The organism is Streptomyces corallincola, assembly GCF_019104725.1.
GTDB lineage: Bacteria > Actinomycetota > Actinomycetes > Streptomycetales > Streptomycetaceae > Streptomyces > Streptomyces corallincola.
Genome location: NZ_JAHRXF010000009.1, coordinates 48,639 through 65,141 on the forward strand (window position 1 = coordinate 48,639; position 16,503 = coordinate 65,141).

Sequence of the window (16,503 nt, forward strand, 5' to 3'; positions counted from 1 at the left end):
CAGGGAGCGGCTGCCCGGCCCTTCGTCCCGCGCGGACCGAAGGACAGGGTTTCCCCGGCTGCGGACTGCGACCTCCCCTAACCCTGGTGAAGCCGTATTCGTACAGACAAAACGAGGTGTTTGGTTCATGGCGAACCAGTCCCGCCCCAAGGTCAAGAAGTCGCGTGCCCTCGGCATCGCGCTGACCCCGAAGGCCGTCAAGTACTTCGAGGCCCGCCCCTACCCGCCGGGCGAGCACGGCCGCGGTCGCAAGCAGAACTCGGACTACAAGGTCCGTCTGCTGGAGAAGCAGCGTCTGCGCGCGCAGTACGACGTGTCCGAGCGTCAGCTCGTCCGCGCCTACGAGCGTGCCTCCAAGGTCCAGGGCAAGACCGGTGAGGCCCTGATCATCGAGCTGGAGCGTCGTCTCGACGCCCTGGTCCTGCGTTCGGGCATCGCCCGCACGATCTACCAGGCCCGCCAGATGGTCGTCCACGGCCACATCCAGGTCAACGGCCAGAAGGTGGACAAGCCCTCCTTCCGTGTCCGTCCGGACGACGTCGTGCAGGTCCGCGACCGCTCCAAGGACAAGACGCTGTTCCAGGTCGCCCGTGAGGGTGGCTTCGCCGCCGACGGCGAGACCCCGCGCTACCTCCAGGTGAACCTCAAGGCTCTGGCGTTCCGCCTGGACCGCGAGCCGAACCGCAAGGAGATCCCGGTGATCTGCGACGAGCAGCTCGTCGTCGAGTACTACGCCCGCTGATCCCAGCACGGCCGCGCACTCAAGCCCGCCGTTCCGCCGCCCTCCGGGGCGGGGGAGCGGCGGGTTCGCGTTTCACCGGCGGGCACGTCCCGCCCGCGGGTTCCTTTCACGGTAATCCGGTACGGACCCCCGTCCGGGGCGCGATAGGCTCGGTGTACGACTTTTCCGAAGCTCAAGGCACGTTTCAGGGAGCGGGTGCGCGGTGTCCGGTGGTGAGGTGGCCGGGATTCTGGTGGCCGTCTTCTGGGCGATCCTGGTCTCCTTCCTCGCTGTCGCACTGGCGAGGCTGGCCCAGACGCTCAGGGCGACCACCAAGCTGGTGGCGGACGTGACCGACCAGGCGGTGCCGCTGCTCGCGGACGCCTCAAGGGCGGTGCGCTCCGCGCAGACCCAGATCGAGCGGGTGGACGCCATCGCGTCCGACGTGCAGGAGGTTACCTCCAACGCCTCCGCGCTCTCCACCACCGTCGCCTCCACCTTCGGCGGCCCCCTGGTCAAGGTCGCGGCCTTCGGCTACGGCGTCCGCCGGGCACTCGGCGGACGCAAGGACGAGGGCCCCGCCCGGGAGACCCGCCGAGACGACCGCGCGGTCGTCGTCGGCCGCACGGTCCCCGCCGACCGGCGCCGCAAGCGGAAGTAAGGACTGAGACCAGCGATGTTCCGTCGTTCGTTCTGGTTCACCACGGGTGTCGCCGCCGGTGTGTGGGCCACCACCAAGGTCAACCGCAAGCTGAAGCAGCTCACCCCCGAGCACCTCGCGGTGAGCGCCGCCCACAAGGCGCTGGAGACCGGCCACCGTCTCAAGGACCGTGCGATCGGTTTCGCGCTGGACGTGCGCGACAACATGGCCGTCCGCGAGGCGGAACTCGGCGAGGCCCTCGGTATCGAGGCGGCCCCCGGCGCCGAACTCCCCGCGCCCCGGCGGCACCCCGCCGTGGAGAGCCCCCGCAGCACCCCGGGGTACCTCGGTGCCCCGACGTACCCCGACACCCCGACGCACCCGAACAACCGGAATGAGGACCACTGATGGAGTCGGCCGAGATCCGCCGCCGCTGGCTGAGCTTCTACGAGGAGCGCGGGCACACCGTCGTCCCGTCGGCGTCGCTGATCGCGGACGACCCGACCCTGCTCCTCGTCCCGGCCGGGATGGTGCCCTTCAAGCCCTACTTCCTGGGCGAGGTCAAGCCGCCGTTCCAGCGCGCCACCAGCGTGCAGAAGTGCGTCCGCACCCCGGACATCGAAGAGGTCGGCAAGACCACCCGGCACGGCACGTTCTTCCAGATGTGCGGCAACTTCTCCTTCGGCGACTACTTCAAGGAAGGCGCCATCGCCTACGCCTGGGAGCTGCTCACCACGCCCCAGGACAAGGGCGGTTACGGCCTCGACCCCGAGCGCCTGTGGATCACCGTGTACAAGGACGACGACGAGGCCGAGCGCATCTGGCACGAGGTCGTCGGTGTGCCCAAGGAGCGCATCCAGCGCCTCGGCATGAAGGACAACTACTGGTCGATGGGGGTCCCCGGACCCTGCGGCCCCTGCTCCGAGATCAACTACGACCGCGGCCCCGAGTTCGGCGTCGAGGGCGGTCCCGCCGTCAACGACGAGCGGTACGTCGAGATCTGGAACCTCGTCTTCATGCAGTTCGAGCGGGGTGAGGGCATCGGCAAGGACAACTTCGAGATCCGCGGCGAACTCCCCAGCAAGAACATCGACACGGGCCTCGGCCTGGAACGCCTCGCCATGATCCTGCAGGGCGTGCAGAACATGTACGAGATCGACACCTCAATGGCCGTCATCGACAAGGCCACCGAGCTGACCGGTATCGCCTACGGCGCCGCCCCCGCCTCGGACGTCTCGCTGCGCGTCGTCACCGACCACATGCGCACCTCCGTGATGCTCATCGGGGACGGCGTCACCCCCGGCAACGAGGGCCGCGGCTACGTCCTGCGCCGCATCATGCGCCGCGCCATCCGCAACATGCGCCTGCTCGGCGCCACCGGCACGGTCGTCAAGGACCTCATCGACGTCGTCATCGGCATGATGGGCCAGCAATACCCGGAGCTGGTCACCGACCGCGAGCGGATCGAGAAGGTCGCCCTCGCGGAGGAGGCCGCCTTCCTGAAGACGCTGAAGGCCGGTACCAACATCCTGGACACCGCCGTCACCGAGACCAAGCAGTCCGGCGGCACCGTCCTCGCCGGGGACAAGGCGTTCCTGCTCCACGACACCTGGGGCTTCCCGATCGACCTCACCCTGGAGATGGCCGCCGAGCAGGGCCTCGCCGTGGACGAGGACGGCTTCCGGCGGCTCATGAAGGAGCAGCGGGAGCGCGCCAAGGCCGACGCCCTGGCCAAGAAGACCGGTCACGCCGACATGGGCGCCTACCGCGAGATCGCGGACGCCGCCGGTGCCACCGAGTTCATCGGCTACGGCGACACCGAGGGCGAGTCCACCGTCGTCGGCATCCTGGTGGACGGCGTCTCCTCCCCGGCCGCCACCGAGGGCGACGAGGTCGAGATCGTCCTGGACCGCACCCCGTTCTACGCCGAGGGCGGCGGCCAGATCGGTGACACCGGCCGGATCAGGTCCGACTCCGGCGCCGTCATCGAGATCCGCGACTGCCAGAAGCCGGTCCCCGGCGTCTACGTCCACAAGGGCGTCGTGCAGGTCGGTGAGGTCACCGTGGGCGCCCGCGCCCAGGCCACCATCGACGTGCGCCGCCGCAAGGCCATCGCCCGTGCCCACTCGGCCACCCACCTGACCCACCAGGCGCTGCGCGACGCCCTCGGCCCGACGGCCGCCCAGGCCGGTTCGGAGAACCAGCCGGGCCGCTTCCGCTTCGACTTCGGTTCCCCCTCGGCCGTGCCCACGGCCGTGATGACCGACGTGGAGCAGAAGATCAACGAGGTGCTCGCCCGCGACCTGGACGTGCATGCCGAGGTCATGGGCATCGACGAGGCCAAGAAGCAGGGCGCCATCGCGGAGTTCGGCGAGAAGTACGGCGAGCGGGTCCGGGTCGTCACCATCGGGGACTTCTCCAAGGAGCTGTGCGGCGGCACCCATGTGCACAACACCGCCCAGCTCGGCCTGGTGAAGCTGCTGGGCGAGTCGTCCATCGGCTCCGGGGTGCGCCGTATCGAGGCCTTGGTCGGCGTGGACGCCTACAACTTCCTCGCCCGGGAGCACACGGTCGTCGCCCAGCTCCAGGAGCTGGTCAAGGGGCGCCCGGAGGAGCTGCCGGAGAAGGTCTCCGCCATGCTCGGCAAGCTGAAGGACGCCGAGAAGGAGATCGAGAAGTTCCGCGCGGAGAAGGTCCTCCAGGCCGCCGCCGGGCTGGCCGACTCAGCCCGTGACGTGCACGGCGTCGCCGTGGTCACCGGGCAGGTCCCGGACGGCACCACCCCGGACGACCTGCGCCGTCTGGTGCTCGACGTGCGCGGCCGGATCCAGGGCGGCCGGGCCGCCGTGGTCGCCCTGTTCACGGTGAACAACGGCAAGCCGCTGACCGTCATCGCCACCAACGAGGCCGCCCGCGAGCGCGGTCTCAAGGCCGGAGAGCTGGTCCGCACCGCCGCCAAGACCCTCGGTGGTGGCGGTGGCGGCAAGCCGGACGTCGCCCAGGGCGGTGGCCAGGACCCGACCGCCGTCGCCGAGGCCGCGGGCGCCGTCGAGCGCCTCGTCGCCGACACCGCCAAGTAAGGGAACGGCCGGAAGATGCGCCGAGGACGCCGACTGGCGATCGACGTCGGGGACGCCCGGATCGGGGTCGCCTCCTGCGACCCCGACGGCATCCTCGCCACCCCGGTGGAGACCGTCCCCGGCCGGGACGTGCCCGCCGCCCACCGCCGCCTGCGGCAGCTGGTGGAGGAGTACGAACCGGTCGAGGTCGTCGTCGGCCTCCCTCGCTCCCTCAAGGGGAGCGAGGGCCCGGCCGCGGTCAAGGTCCGCGGCTTCGCGCAGGAGCTGGCGCGGGGCATCGCCCCCGTACCCGTCCGCCTGGTGGACGAGCGGATGACGACGGTGACGGCCAGTCAGGGACTGCGCGCCTCCGGGGTGCGGTCGAAGAAGGGGCGCGCCGTCATCGACCAGGCCGCCGCCGTGATCATCCTCCAGCAGGCCCTCGAATCCGAACGGGTGTCAGGCGCCCCTCCCGGTGAGGGCGTCGAAGTGGTCATCTGATCGCGGTACGGTAACGTTCCGCGCGATGCGGCGGTGTTCGAACAGCCTCCGCACAGCAAGAGGCGGAACGGAACCCGGTCCACCGGCCGCGCGTCCGTGGGCCTCGCGGCTCTAGGGGATCGATGACTGAGTATGGCCGGGGCCCTGGCTCCGAACCGTGGCATCCGCAGGACCCGTTGTACGGGGACGGCGGATGGGAGGGGCAGCAGCAGGCACCGGCCTCCCCGCCCGCCTACGGCGGCCAGCAGCAGTACCCGCAGCAGCCGCAGCAGCAGTACGGCGACTGGGGCCAGGGCGCCCAGCCCGGCTACGAGGGCCATCCCCAGCAGCCGTACCCCCCGCAGTACGACCAGCAGCAGTACGACCAGCAGCGGTACGACACCCAGGGCGTGCCGCCGCATCCCGGCCACGACCAGGTGTACGCGGCCCAGGCGCAGCAGCAGTACCCCCAGCAGGGCGGCTGGGACGCCACCGGAACGCACGGCCACGTCCCCTACGCGGCCGACCCCGGTGACCCCTACGGCCAGCAGCCCGCCGCGTACGGCGCCGGTCAGCCCGACCTCTACGGCACCGAGAACGCCTACCCGCCCCCCGAGCCCCCCGGTCGCAGACGCCCCGCCGCGGAACCCGGCCCCGACCCGGAGACAGGCTGGGACCCCGGCGAGGACCGGGGCGAACACGCCTTCTTCGCGGGCGACGGCGACGACCCGGAGAACCCCGGCGGCGCCGAGGACCCGGAGAACGCGGCGAGCAACGCCGGACGCGGCGAGCGGCGCGGCCGGAAGCCGGTCAAGGGCAGGAAACGCCGCACCGGCTGCGCCTGCCTGGTCGTCGTCCTGGTCTTCGGCGGCGGCCTCGGCGGTGTCGGATATTTCGGCTACCAGTACTACCAGAACCGTTTCGGCGCCGCCCCGGACTTCGCGGGAACCGGCACCGCCCAGACCGTGGCCGTGGAGATCCCCAAGGGCGCGGGCGGCTGGGAGATCGGCCGCCGTCTCAAGGAGGCCGGTGTCGTCAAGAGCGCCGACGCCTTCGTGCACGCCCAGGGCACCACGAAGGGCGGCAACGGCATCGAGGCCGGTGCCTACCTCCTGCACAAGGAGATGTCCGCCGCGAGCGCGGTCGAGCTGATGCTCGACCCCAAGAGCAAGAAGTACGTCCTGGTCACCCCCGGCGAACGCAACGCCGGTGTCTACGCGGCCATCGACAAGCAGCTCGAACTCGGCCCCGGCACCACCCGCAAGCTCGCCAAGGACGACTACAAGTCCCTCGGCATGCCCTCCTGGGCCGAGCGCGGCGGGAACATCCAGGACCCGCTGGAAGGATTCCTCTTCCCCGGCACCTATCCGGCGGCCAAGGGCATGAAGCCCGAGGCGGTCCTCCAGCAGATGGTGTCGCAGGCCAAGGCCCGGTACAAGGCCTACGGACTGGACAGGAAGGCAGCCGACTTCGGGCTGAAGAACGCCTTCCAGCTCGTCGTCGTCGCCAGCCTCGTGCAGGCCGAGGGCAAGACCCACGACGACTTCCGCAAGATGGCCGAGGTCGTCTACAACCGCCTCAAGCCCACCAACACCGAGACGAACCAGCACCTCCAGTTCGACTCGACGTACAACTACCTCAAGGGCAAGAGCAACATCCACATCTCCGAGAAGGAGATCAACGGCGACAAGAGCCCGTACAACACGTACACCAACAAGGGCCTGCCGCCGGGGCCGATCGGCAACCCCGGTGAGGACGCGCTGAAGGCGACGCTCAACCCGACGGACGACGGCTGGCTGTACTTCGTGGCCACCGACGGCACCAGCAACACCGAATTCGCCAAGACCTACGACGAGTTCCTGCGCCTCAAGGACAAGTTCGATGAATCCTCGGGCAACTGAGGGGCGCCGGGCCGCCGTGCTCGGCTCGCCCATCGCCCACTCGCTGTCCCCGGCCCTGCACCGCGCGGCCTACGAGGCGCTCGGCCTCACCGGCTGGTCGTACGACCGGTTCGAGGTGGACGAGGCGGCGCTGCCCGGCTTTCTGCGGACGCTGGGGCCGACGTGGGCGGGGCTGTCGCTGACCATGCCGCTGAAGCGGGCGGTGATCCCGCTGCTGGACGAGGTCAGCGACACGGCGGCCTCGGTGGACGCCGTCAACACCGTGCTGTTCACGGAGGACGGACGCCGCAGCGGCGACAACACCGACATCCCCGGCATCGTCGCCGCGCTGCGCGAACACGGCGTCACGGAGGTGGAGTCCGCCGCGATCCTCGGCGCCGGGGCCACCGCCTCCTCGGCGCTCGCCGCGCTCGCCCGGATCTGCGCCGGGGAGGTCACGGTGTACGTGCGCTCCGCGGCCCGCGCCGCGGAGATGCGGGAGTGGGGCGAGCGGCTGGACGTGCCCGTCCGCACCGCCGACTGGGCCGACGCCGCCGATGCGCTGCACGCGCCCCTGGTCATCGCCACCACGCCCGCCGGTGCCACCGACGAACTCGCCGCCGCCGTGCCCGAACGCCCGGCCACCCTCTTCGACGTGCTGTACCACCCCTGGCCCACCGACCTCGCGGCCCGCTGGTCGCTGTACGGCGGCGCCGTGCTCGGCGGCCTCGACCTGCTGGTCCACCAGGCCGTCCTCCAGGTCGAGCGGATGACGGGCCGCTCCCCGGCCCCCCTCGCGGCCATGCGGCAGGCGGGGGAGCGGGCGCTCGCCGCCCGCTGACCGGTGCCCCGGCCGTCCCGCCTGCCGGACCTCCGGCCGGAGGCCGGTACCGGACGTGGGAGGATCGGAGCTGGCCCGCCGGGGCCGCGCACCCGGTCGGACCGTCGCCGCGCACGGCTCCCGCGCACGGCGGGCAGCACCGGGCGCGAGAACTGAGGAGCACCGTTGAGCAGGCTGCGTTGGCTGACCGCTGGGGAGTCCCACGGTCCCGCACTGGTGGCGACGCTGGAAGGGCTTCCCGCCGGTGTGCCGATCACTACGGAGATGGTCGCGGACCACCTGGCGCGGCGGCGGCTCGGCTACGGCCGCGGTGCCCGGATGAAGTTCGAGCGCGACGAGGTCACCTTCCTGGGCGGTGTCCGGCACGGTCTGACCCTCGGTTCCCCGGTCGCGGTCATGGTGGGCAACACCGAGTGGCCCAAGTGGGAGCAGGTCATGGCGGCCGACCCGGTCGATCCCGAGGTGCTCGCCGGGCTCGCCCGCAACGCCCCGCTGACCCGCCCCCGCCCCGGCCACGCCGACCTCGCGGGCATGCAGAAGTACGGCTTCGACGAGGCCCGCCCGATCCTGGAGCGCGCCTCCGCCCGCGAGACCGCGGCGCGGGTGGCGCTCGGCGCGGTCGCCCGGTCCTACCTGAAGGAGACGGCCGGGATCGAGATCGTCAGCCACGTCGTGGAACTGGCCGCCGCCAGGGCGCCGTACGGCGTGTACCCGACCCCCGCCGACGTGGAGCGGCTGGACGCCGACCCGGTGCGCTGCCTGGACGCGGACGCCTCGGAGGCGATGGTCGCGGAGATCGACCAGGCCCACAAGGACGGCGACACCCTCGGCGGTGTGGTCGAGGTGCTGGCGTACGGCGTGCCCGTCGGGCTCGGCTCGCACGTGCACTGGGACCGGCGGCTGGACGCGCGGCTCGCCGCCGCGCTCATGGGCATCCAGGCGATCAAGGGCGTCGAGGTCGGGGACGGCTTCGACCTGGCGCGGGTGCCCGGCTCGCAGGCGCACGACGAGATCGTCACCACCGACGACGGCATCCGGCGCGCCACCGGCCGCTCCGGCGGCACCGAGGGCGGTCTGACCACCGGTGAACTGCTGCGCGTCCGGGCCGCGATGAAGCCCATCGCCACCGTGCCCCGCGCGCTCAGGACCGTGGACGTCGCCACCGGTGAGGCCACCCAGGCCCACCACCAGCGCTCCGACGTGTGCGCGGTCCCGGCCGCCGGGATCGTCGCGGAGGCGATGGTCGCGCTGGTCCTCGCGGATGCGGTCGCCGAGAAGTTCGGCGGCGACTCCGTCACCGAGACCCGGCGCAACGTCGGCTCGTACCTCGACTCGCTGCGGATCAGGTGACCGGCGTGCCCTCAGTCGTACTGGTCGGACCGATGGGCGTGGGCAAGTCCACCGTCGGCCGTCTGCTCGCCGAGGATCTCGGGGTCGGCTACCGCGACACCGACGACGACATCGTCACCGCCGAGGGGCGGACGATCGCCGAGATCTTCGTGGACGACGGCGAACCCGCCTTCCGCGCGCTGGAGAAGGCCGCGGTGCGCCGCGCGCTGGCCGAGCACGCGGGCGTCCTCGCCCTGGGCGGCGGCTCGGTGCTGGACGCGGAGACCCGCGCCCTGCTCGCCGGGCACCGGGTGGTCTACCTCTCGATGGAGGTGGAGGAGGCGGTCCGGCGCACCGGGCTCGGTGTGGCCCGCCCGCTGCTCGCGGTCAACCCGCGCAAGCAGTGGCGCGAACTGATGGAGGCCCGCCGCCACTTGTACGAAGAGGTCGCCGCCGTCGTCGTGCCCACCGACGGGCGCACCCCCGACGAGGTGACCCGCGCGGCGCTGGACGCCCTGGAGACCAAGAACGAGAGCCCGGCGGACGCGACCGGGACCCGGCCGGAGGAAACCGTGACGGAGCAGGTGACGAGGATCGCGGTGGCCGGTACGGCCGGCACCGACCCCTACGAGGTGCTGGTCGGCCGCCAGTTGCTGGGCGAACTCGGCGGGCTGATCGGCCCGAAGGCCAAGCGGGTCGCGGTGATCCACCCCGAGGCGCTGGCCGAGACGGGCGACGCGCTGCGCGCCGACCTCGCCGGGCAGGGCTTCGACGCGGTCGCCATCCAGGTGCCGAACGCCGAGGAGGCCAAGACCGCCGAGGTCGCCGCCTACTGCTGGAAGGCGCTCGGCCAGTCCGGCTTCACCCGCACCGACGTGATCGTGGGCGTCGGCGGCGGCGCCACCACCGACCTGGCCGGGTTCGTGGCCGCGACCTGGCTGCGCGGGGTGCGCTGGATCGCGGTGCCCACCACCGTGCTCGGCATGGTGGACGCGGCCGTCGGCGGCAAGACCGGCATCAACACCGCCGAGGGCAAGAACCTCGTCGGCGCCTTCCACCCCCCGGCCGGGGTGCTCTGCGACCTGGCCGCGCTGGACTCGCTGCCCACGAACGACTACGTGTCGGGGCTGGCGGAGGTCATCAAGGCCGGGTTCATCGCGGACCCGGTCATCCTCGACCTCGTGGAGTCGGACCCGGAGGCCGCCCGTACCCCGGCGGGCCCGCACACGGCCGAGCTGATCGAGCGTTCGATCCGGGTGAAGGCGGACGTGGTCTCCTCGGACCTCAAGGAGTCCGGCCTGCGGGAGATCCTGAACTACGGGCACACCCTCGGGCACGCCATCGAGAAGAACGAGCGGTACAAGTGGCGGCACGGCGCGGCCGTCGCCGTCGGCATGCACTTCGCCGCCGAACTGGGCCGCCTCGCGGGCCGGTTGGACGACGCGACCGCCGACCGGCACCGCACCGTCCTGGAGTCCGTCGGGCTCCCGCTGCACTACCGCCACGACCAGTGGCCCAAGCTGCTGGAGAACATGAAGGTGGACAAGAAGTCGCGCGGCGACCTGCTCCGCTTCATCGTCCTGGACGGGCTGGCCCGGCCGACTGTCCTGGAGGGCCCGGACCCGGCCGTCCTGCTCGCCGCCTACGGCGAGGTGGGGGAGTAGCACCCGCGCGACGGGACGGGAGCGGGGGAGCGGCGCGCTTCCGCGACCCCCGTCCCGTCCGTCCCGGTTTGTCCGCCCCGTCCCGACTGCCCTGCCGGGACGGGCACTTCGGGGCACCCCCGGCCGTTTCCCCAAACGAGGGCCGGGGGCGGTACCGTTCGCTGGAAAGCGGGCTCCGCACCCGCATGCCAGTGCCCGATGTGCGTACGAGACGAAAGTGGCGACGGATGCAGCACGCAGTGGGGTCTCCGCTGCCGCCGCCCCAGCAGCCGGGGCGTGGACCGCAGGGCGGCTGGGTGGCCGGGCACCCGCAGGGGGCCCACCAGGGTCCCGCACCCGTGCCCCCGCCGCCACCCGGACACCCCGGTGACGCGCCCGGCACCCCCCACCCGCCCGGCCCACCGGCACCCCCGCGGCAGGCGCCCGCGCACCACGTGCCCCCGCCGCCGGAGGTCACCGGCCATCTCCCCCTGCCGCCCGGCGGCCCGGTGGACGTGCCCGTGCCGCCCCCCGCCGGTCCGGACGCCCCGGACCCGGCCGCGCTCTCCACGCTCGCCGTGCTGCTGATCGGTCCGGCGGGCGCCGGGAAGACCAGCGTGGCCAGGTTCTGGGCGGACCACCGCCGGGTGCCCACCGCGCACATCAGCCTGGACGACGTCCGCGAGTGGGTGCGCTCGGGGTACGCCAACCCGCAGTCCGGGTGGAACGACAACTCCGAGGCGCAGTACCGCCTGGCCCGCCGCACCTGCGGCTTCGCCGCGCGGAACTACCTGGCCAACGGCATCTCCTGCATCCTGGACGACGCGGTCTTCCCGGACCGTCCGGTCGTCGGCCTCGGCGGCTGGAAGCGGCACGTCGGCCCCGGACTGCTGCCCGTGGTGCTGCTGCCCGGCCTGGACGTGGTCCTGGAGCGCAACGCCGAACGCTCGGGCAACCGGCGCCTCGCGGACGAGGAGGTCGCCCGTATCCACGGCCGGATGGCGGGGTGGTACGGCTCGGGCCTGCCGATCATCGACAACTCCCAGCTCGACGTCGCCGGAACCGCCAAGCTGCTGGACGACGTGCTGTCCCGCGCGATAGCGAGCCCGCCCAGCTGGTGAACGGGGGCTTCGCCGCCGTGCCGCCCCGGCCGTGGACCGGTGACCCCACTCGGACCCCGCCAACCGGCACAAGCCGGACACAGCTCCTACGCTCGTGTCATGTCTGAGGTGTACGCGACCCGCCGATCCGTGCTCAGGGAGCGCTGTGCCGCGGCCGGCACCGCGGCCGTGCTCGTCTCCCGCCCCGCCAACGTCCGCTACCTCGCGGGCGCCGCCCCGCGCGGTGCCGTGCTGCTGCTCGGCGGCACCGGGGACACCCTGGTGTGCGCCCATCCGCTGGAGGACCGGCCCGCCGACGGCCGCCCCGACGAGGCCCTGGGCATCGCCGTGCTGCCCGCGCCGGGCGGGGACACCGCCGTCGCCGCGGCCGGGCTCGCCGCCGGGCGGGGCGCCGACTCGCTGGCCGTCGAGGAGCACCATCTGACCGTCGCCCGGCACCGCGCCCTCGCGGGCGCCGCCCCCGCGCTGCGCCTGGCCGACGTGGGCGGGGCCGTGGAGCAGCTCCGGATCGTCAAGGACGAGGAGGAGATCTCCTGTCTGCGGATCGCCGCCGAGATCGCCGACCAGGCCCTCGGCGAGCTGCTGGAGTCCATCCTCGTCGGCCGCACCGAACGGCATCTCGCGCTGGAGCTGGAACGCCGGCTGGTGGATCACGGCGCCGAGGGGCCCGCCTTCGCCACCTCGGTCGCCACTGGCCCGCACTCCGGGCGCCTCGGGCACCGGCCCACCGACCGGCGGGTGGAGGAGGGCGACTTCCTCTCCGTCTGCCTGGGCGCCGCCTACCGGGGCTACCGCTGCGAGATCGGCCGTACGTTCGTCATCGGCACCTCGCCCGCCGACTGGCAGATCGAGCTGTACGACCTGGTCTTCGCCGCCCAGCGGGCGGGCCGCGAGGCGCTCACACCGGGCACCGGATACCGGGACGTGGACCGGGCCGCGCGCCAGGTCCTGGACTCCGCGGGGTACGCGGCGGCCCTCCCGGAGGCGACCGGACACGGGGTCGGACTCGAAATCGACGAGGACCCTCGGCTGGCCCCTTCGGCAATGGGTAAACTGGACGCTTGCGTGCCGGTCACCGTCGAACCCGGGGTCCACCTTCCGGGCCGGGGCGGTGTCCGGATCGATGACACGCTCGTCGTGCGCCCCGAGGCGGACGGCGGACCCGAGCTACTCACCATCACGACCAAGGAGTTGCTCGCGCTCTAGCCTCACGGTGTGCGCGTGCGCCTGGTCGTCGTCAAGTCCAGGAGATTCCGCAACCGTGGCTTCCACGAACGACCTGAAGAACGGATTGGTGCTCAAGCTCGAAGGCGGCCAGCTCTGGTCCGTCGTCGAGTTCCAGCACGTCAAGCCCGGCAAGGGCCCGGCCTTCGTGCGCACCAAGCTCAAGAACGTGCTCTCCGGCAAGGTCGTGGACAAGACCTTCAACGCCGGCGTCAAGGTCGAGACGGCCACCGTTGACAAGCGCGACATGCAGTTCTCGTACATGGACGGCGACTACTTCGTCTTCATGGACATGGAGACGTACGACCAGCTCATGGTCGATCGCAAGGCCGTCGGCGACGCCGCCAACTTCCTGATCGAGGGCTTCACCGCCACCGTCGCCCAGCACGACGGAGAGGTGCTCTTCGTGGAGCTGCCGACCGCCGTCGAGCTGGTCATCCAGGAGACCGAGCCGGGCGTCCAGGGCGACCGCTCCACCGGTGGCACCAAGCCCGCCACGCTGGAGACCGGCCACCAGATCCAGGTCCCGCTGTTCATCACCACGGGCGAGAAGATCAAGGTGGACACCCGTACCAGCGACTACCTCGGCCGGGTGAACGGCTAACCGTGGCTGCCCGCAACACGGCCCGCAAGCGCGCCTTCCAGATCCTCTTCGAGGGGGACCAGCGGAGTGCCGACGTCCTGACGGTGCTCGCCGACTGGGTCCGGCTCTCCCGGTCCGACACCCGGCAGCCGCCGGTCAGCGAGTACACGATGCAGCTCGTCGAGGGGTACGCGGAGCACGCCCGGCGCATCGACGACCTGATCGCGCAGTACGCGGTGGGCTGGACCCTCGACCGGATGCCGGTCGTGGACCGCAACCTGCTGCGGCTCGGCGCCTACGAGCTGATCTGGGTGGACGAGACCCCGGACGCCGTCGTGCTGGACGAGATGGTGCAGCTCGCCAAGGAGTTCTCCACGGACGAGTCGCCCGCCTTCGTCAACGGTCTGCTCGGGCGCTTCAAGGAGCTGAAGCCCTCGCTCCGCCGCGCCTGACCGCACCGCGGCTCAGCCGGAAAAACCGCCGGGGTGGCCGGAACCGATGGGTTCCGGCCACCCCGGCGGCACGTTTCTGCGCCCGCCGGAGCGGGATCAGCCCTCGTCGTGGGCGGCGACCGCCCGGCGGGCGTCCGCGTCCAGCACGCCCCAGCTGATGAGCTGCTCGGTCAGCACCGAGGGGGACTGGTCGTAGATGACGGCGAGGGTGCGCAGGTCGTCCTGGCGGATCGAGAGCACCTTGCCGTTGTAGTCGCCGCGCTGGGACTGGATGGTCGCCGCGTAGCGCTGGAGCGGGCCCGCCTTCTCGGCCGGCACGGTGGCCAGCCGCTCCAGGTCCAGGACCAGCTTGGGCGGCGGCTCGGCGGCCCCGCCCGGCGTGGTGCCCGGCAGCAGCTCCTGCACGGGGACGCCATAGAAATCGGCCAGCTCGGCGAGGCGCTGCACGGTCACGGCACGGTCGCCGCGCTCGTACGAACCGACCACCACGGCCTTCCAGCGGCCCTGGGACTTCTCCTCGACACCGTGGAGGGAAAGGCCCTGCTGGGTGCGGATGGCCCGGAGTTTGGCCCCGAGCTGTTTGGCGTATTCGCTGGACATATAGCTCCCCGGACACTGTGTCAACGCGGTCGGCCGGTTCCCGCCGCGCGGCTGGTAACTCACTGTGAGGTTACGCAGCGTGACTCTCATGCGTCAAGCCGAATGGTCCACACCGACGCTTCCGCGACGGCCGGGCCCGGTTGGGCCGACCGGGTGAACGGGGACCCGCAGCGACCTGCTACCGTGGATGGCGCAAATCAGACGTCCTTTAAGGTCCGTCCCGTGAGGCGGAGAAGGAGGTCCTCTTTCATGGACTCGCACGCGAATCCGCCCGCGACCGACGCGCGGCCCGTACTCGAAGGCCCCGACATCGCACGGGTGTTGACCCGCATCGCCCACGAGGTGGTCGAACGCGCCAGGGGCGCCGACGACGTGGTGCTCCTCGGCATCCCGACCCGTGGCGTCTTCCTCGCCCAGCGGCTCGCCGCCAAGCTGGAGCAGATCACCGACCGGAAGATCCCGGTGGGCTCCCTCGACATCACCATGTACCGCGACGACCTGCGCCTCCAGCCGCCGCGCGCGCTGGCCCGCACCGAGATCCCCGGCGACGGCATCGACGGGCGCCTCGTCGTCCTGGTGGACGACGTCCTCTTCTCCGGGCGCACCATCCGCGCGGCCCTGGACGCCCTGAACGACATCGGGCGCCCCCGCGCGGTGCAGCTCGCGGTCCTGGTGGACCGGGGCCACCGCGAACTGCCGATCCGCGCCGACTACGTCGGCAAGAACCTCCCCACGTCGCTGCGGGAGACGGTCAAGGTCCTGCTCGCCGAGGAAGACGGCCGGGACACCGTGCTGCTCGGCGCCAAGCCCGCCGACCAGTAGCGCACTCCCGCGTGCCCGGCTGCTCCGGCATGCCCACGCACGCCCGGTCTGCCCCGAAACCTCCCGATCGAACTGCCTTACGGAGCCTGACAGATGCAGCGCCATCTCATCTCGGCCGCCGACCTGACCCGCGACGACGCCGTCCTGATCCTCGACACCGCCGAGGAGATGGCCCGCGTGGCCGACCGGCCCATCAAGAAGCTGCCGACCCTGCGCGGCCGGACGGTCGTCAACCTCTTCTTCGAGGACTCCACCCGGACCCGGATCTCCTTCGAGGCCGCCGAGAAGCGGCTCTCCGCCGACGTCATCAACTTCACCGCCAAGGGGTCCAGCGTCTCCAAGGGCGAGTCCCTGAAGGACACCGCGCAGACCCTGGAGGCGATGGGCGTGGACGCCGTCGTCATCCGGCACGGCGCCTCCGGCGCCCCCTACCGGCTGGCCAACTCCGGCTGGATCGACTCGGCCGTGATCAACGCGGGCGACGGCACCCACCAGCACCCCACCCAGGCGCTGCTGGACGCCTTCACCCTGCGCCGCCGGCTGCTCGGCCGGGAGGCGGCCCTCGGGCGCGACCTCGCCGGGCGCCGGGTCACCGTGGTCGGGGACATCCTGCACAGCCGGGTCGCCCGCTCCAACGTCGATCTGCTGCACACCCTGGGCGCCGAGGTCGTCCTCGTCGCCCCGCCCACCCTGGTCCCCGTCGGCGTGGAGAGCTGGCCGTGCGAGGTGTCCTACGACCTCGACAGCACGCTCGCCAAGTCCGACGCGGTGATGATGCTGCGGGTGCAGCGCGAGCGGATGAACGCCGCGTTCTTCCCGACCGAGCGCGAGTACTCCCGCCGCTACGGCCTCGACGGCGAGCGCATGGCGCGGATGCCCGAGCACGCCGTCGTGATGCACCCCGGCCCGATGGTGCGGGGCATGGAGATCACCGCCGAGGTCGCGGACTCCCCGCGCTGCACCGCCATCGAGCAGGTCACCGCCGGGGTGTCCGTCCGCATGGCCGTCCTGTACCTGCTGCTCGGCGGGAACGAACCCGCCCTGTCCCGGCAGCCGTCCGCCGAACGAACCGCGTCCACCGCCCACGCGGCCGAGGAGAAGTGAACCC

Annotated in this window: 16 protein-coding genes and 1 pseudogene; 16 read left to right on the forward strand and 1 reads right to left on the reverse strand. The window is 72.0% G+C overall.

Annotated features, from left to right (window positions below; translation table 11 throughout):
* Window positions 1-127: 127 nt before the first annotated feature.
* The 14 genes and pseudogenes from rpsD to nusB all read left to right on the forward strand — a co-directional run bounded on the left by rpsD (window position 128) and on the right by nusB (window position 13,973).
* Window positions 128-742: a 30S ribosomal protein S4 gene (gene rpsD, locus KUM39_RS08955; protein WP_135788065.1), complete on the forward strand. Its 615-nt coding sequence runs from the start codon at window positions 128-130 to the stop codon at window positions 740-742.
* Window positions 743-944: 202 nt separating this feature from the next.
* Window positions 945-1,382 (forward strand): DUF948 domain-containing protein, encoded by a 438-nt coding sequence (locus KUM39_RS08960; protein ID WP_217784912.1) that lies wholly within the window; start codon window positions 945-947, stop codon window positions 1,380-1,382.
* Window positions 1,383-1,397: 15 nt separating this feature from the next.
* The gene (locus KUM39_RS08965) at window positions 1,398-1,769 is read left to right on the forward strand and encodes a hypothetical protein (RefSeq protein ID WP_217784913.1); all 372 of its coding nucleotides are present in this window, start codon (window positions 1,398-1,400) and stop codon (window positions 1,767-1,769) included.
* Window positions 1,769-4,441 (forward strand): alanine--tRNA ligase, encoded by a 2,673-nt coding sequence (alaS, locus tag KUM39_RS08970; protein WP_217784914.1) that lies wholly within the window; start codon window positions 1,769-1,771, stop codon window positions 4,439-4,441. Before KUM39_RS08965 ends, alaS begins: the two co-directional genes overlap by 1 nt.
* Window positions 4,442-4,456: 15 nt before the next feature.
* Window positions 4,457-4,921, forward strand: coding sequence for a Holliday junction resolvase RuvX (gene ruvX / locus KUM39_RS08975; protein ID WP_217784915.1), 465 nt, complete (start codon window positions 4,457-4,459; stop codon window positions 4,919-4,921).
* A 122-nt stretch (window positions 4,922-5,043) separates the two neighbouring features.
* A complete protein-coding gene (gene mltG, locus KUM39_RS08980; protein WP_217784916.1) occupies window positions 5,044-6,801 on the forward strand; it encodes an endolytic transglycosylase MltG in 1,758 nt (585 codons plus the stop codon).
* The gene (locus KUM39_RS08985; RefSeq protein ID WP_217784917.1) at window positions 6,782-7,621 is read left to right on the forward strand and encodes a shikimate dehydrogenase; all 840 of its coding nucleotides are present in this window, start codon (window positions 6,782-6,784) and stop codon (window positions 7,619-7,621) included. Before mltG ends, KUM39_RS08985 begins: the two co-directional genes overlap by 20 nt.
* A gap of 165 nt (window positions 7,622-7,786) precedes the next feature.
* The gene (gene aroC / locus KUM39_RS08990) at window positions 7,787-8,971 is read left to right on the forward strand and encodes a chorismate synthase (protein WP_217784918.1); all 1,185 of its coding nucleotides are present in this window, start codon (window positions 7,787-7,789) and stop codon (window positions 8,969-8,971) included.
* Between the two features lie 32 nt (window positions 8,972-9,003).
* A pseudogene (locus tag KUM39_RS28130) lies at window positions 9,004-9,456 on the forward strand (shikimate kinase); the annotation flags it as partial.
* A 66-nt stretch (window positions 9,457-9,522) separates the two neighbouring features.
* A complete protein-coding gene (gene aroB, locus KUM39_RS08995; RefSeq protein ID WP_308288092.1) occupies window positions 9,523-10,614 on the forward strand; it encodes a 3-dehydroquinate synthase in 1,092 nt (363 codons plus the stop codon).
* Window positions 10,615-10,841: 227 nt separating this feature from the next.
* Window positions 10,842-11,714 carry a Pro-rich N-terminal domain-containing protein gene (locus tag KUM39_RS09000; protein ID WP_217784920.1) on the forward strand — a complete coding sequence of 291 codons (873 nt, stop codon included), beginning with the start codon at window positions 10,842-10,844 and terminating at the stop codon, window positions 11,712-11,714.
* Between the two features lie 99 nt (window positions 11,715-11,813).
* Entirely contained in the window at window positions 11,814-12,920 is a 1,107-nt protein-coding gene (locus KUM39_RS09005; RefSeq protein ID WP_217784921.1) for an aminopeptidase P family protein, read from the forward strand.
* 55 nt (window positions 12,921-12,975) lie between these two features.
* Window positions 12,976-13,542, forward strand: a complete 567-nt coding sequence (gene efp / locus KUM39_RS09010; protein WP_217784922.1) for an elongation factor P — start codon at window positions 12,976-12,978, stop codon at window positions 13,540-13,542.
* 2 nt (window positions 13,543-13,544) lie between these two features.
* The gene (gene nusB / locus KUM39_RS09015) at window positions 13,545-13,973 is read left to right on the forward strand and encodes a transcription antitermination factor NusB (RefSeq protein ID WP_217784923.1); all 429 of its coding nucleotides are present in this window, start codon (window positions 13,545-13,547) and stop codon (window positions 13,971-13,973) included.
* 96 nt (window positions 13,974-14,069) lie between these two features.
* Here the strand turns inward: nusB and bldD are convergent, their stop codons facing one another.
* Entirely contained in the window at window positions 14,070-14,573 is a 504-nt protein-coding gene (gene bldD / locus KUM39_RS09020; protein ID WP_217784924.1) for a transcriptional regulator BldD, read from the reverse strand.
* A 249-nt stretch (window positions 14,574-14,822) separates the two neighbouring features.
* Here bldD and pyrR point away from each other — a divergent pair, with 249 nt between their 5' ends.
* Together pyrR and KUM39_RS09030 are read left to right on the forward strand one after the other, a co-directional pair.
* On the forward strand, window positions 14,823-15,395 hold the full coding sequence (gene pyrR / locus KUM39_RS09025) for a bifunctional pyr operon transcriptional regulator/uracil phosphoribosyltransferase PyrR (RefSeq protein ID WP_217784925.1): 573 nt from the start codon (window positions 14,823-14,825) through the stop codon (window positions 15,393-15,395).
* A gap of 93 nt (window positions 15,396-15,488) precedes the next feature.
* The gene (locus KUM39_RS09030; protein WP_217784926.1) at window positions 15,489-16,499 is read left to right on the forward strand and encodes an aspartate carbamoyltransferase catalytic subunit; all 1,011 of its coding nucleotides are present in this window, start codon (window positions 15,489-15,491) and stop codon (window positions 16,497-16,499) included.
* Window positions 16,500-16,503: the final 4 nt, after the last annotated feature.

Coding starts and splice junctions, on each gene's coding strand:
- rpsD (WP_135788065.1), top strand. CDS start 128: ATGGCGAACCAGTCCCGCCCCAAGGTCAAGAAGTCGCGTGCCCTCGGC.
- KUM39_RS08965 (WP_217784913.1), top strand. CDS start 1,398: ATGTTCCGTCGTTCGTTCTGGTTCACCACGGGTGTCGCCGCCGGTGTG.
- alaS (WP_217784914.1), top strand. CDS start 1,769: ATGGAGTCGGCCGAGATCCGCCGCCGCTGGCTGAGCTTCTACGAGGAG.
- ruvX (WP_217784915.1), top strand. CDS start 4,457: ATGCGCCGAGGACGCCGACTGGCGATCGACGTCGGGGACGCCCGGATC.
- mltG (WP_217784916.1), top strand. CDS start 5,044: ATGACTGAGTATGGCCGGGGCCCTGGCTCCGAACCGTGGCATCCGCAG.
- KUM39_RS08985 (WP_217784917.1), top strand. CDS start 6,782: ATGAATCCTCGGGCAACTGAGGGGCGCCGGGCCGCCGTGCTCGGCTCG.
- KUM39_RS09000 (WP_217784920.1), top strand. CDS start 10,842: ATGCAGCACGCAGTGGGGTCTCCGCTGCCGCCGCCCCAGCAGCCGGGG.
- KUM39_RS09005 (WP_217784921.1), top strand. CDS start 11,814: ATGTCTGAGGTGTACGCGACCCGCCGATCCGTGCTCAGGGAGCGCTGT.
- bldD (WP_217784924.1), bottom strand. CDS start 14,573: ATGTCCAGCGAATACGCCAAACAGCTCGGGGCCAAACTCCGGGCCATC.
- pyrR (WP_217784925.1), top strand. CDS start 14,823: ATGGACTCGCACGCGAATCCGCCCGCGACCGACGCGCGGCCCGTACTC.
- KUM39_RS09030 (WP_217784926.1), top strand. CDS start 15,489: ATGCAGCGCCATCTCATCTCGGCCGCCGACCTGACCCGCGACGACGCC.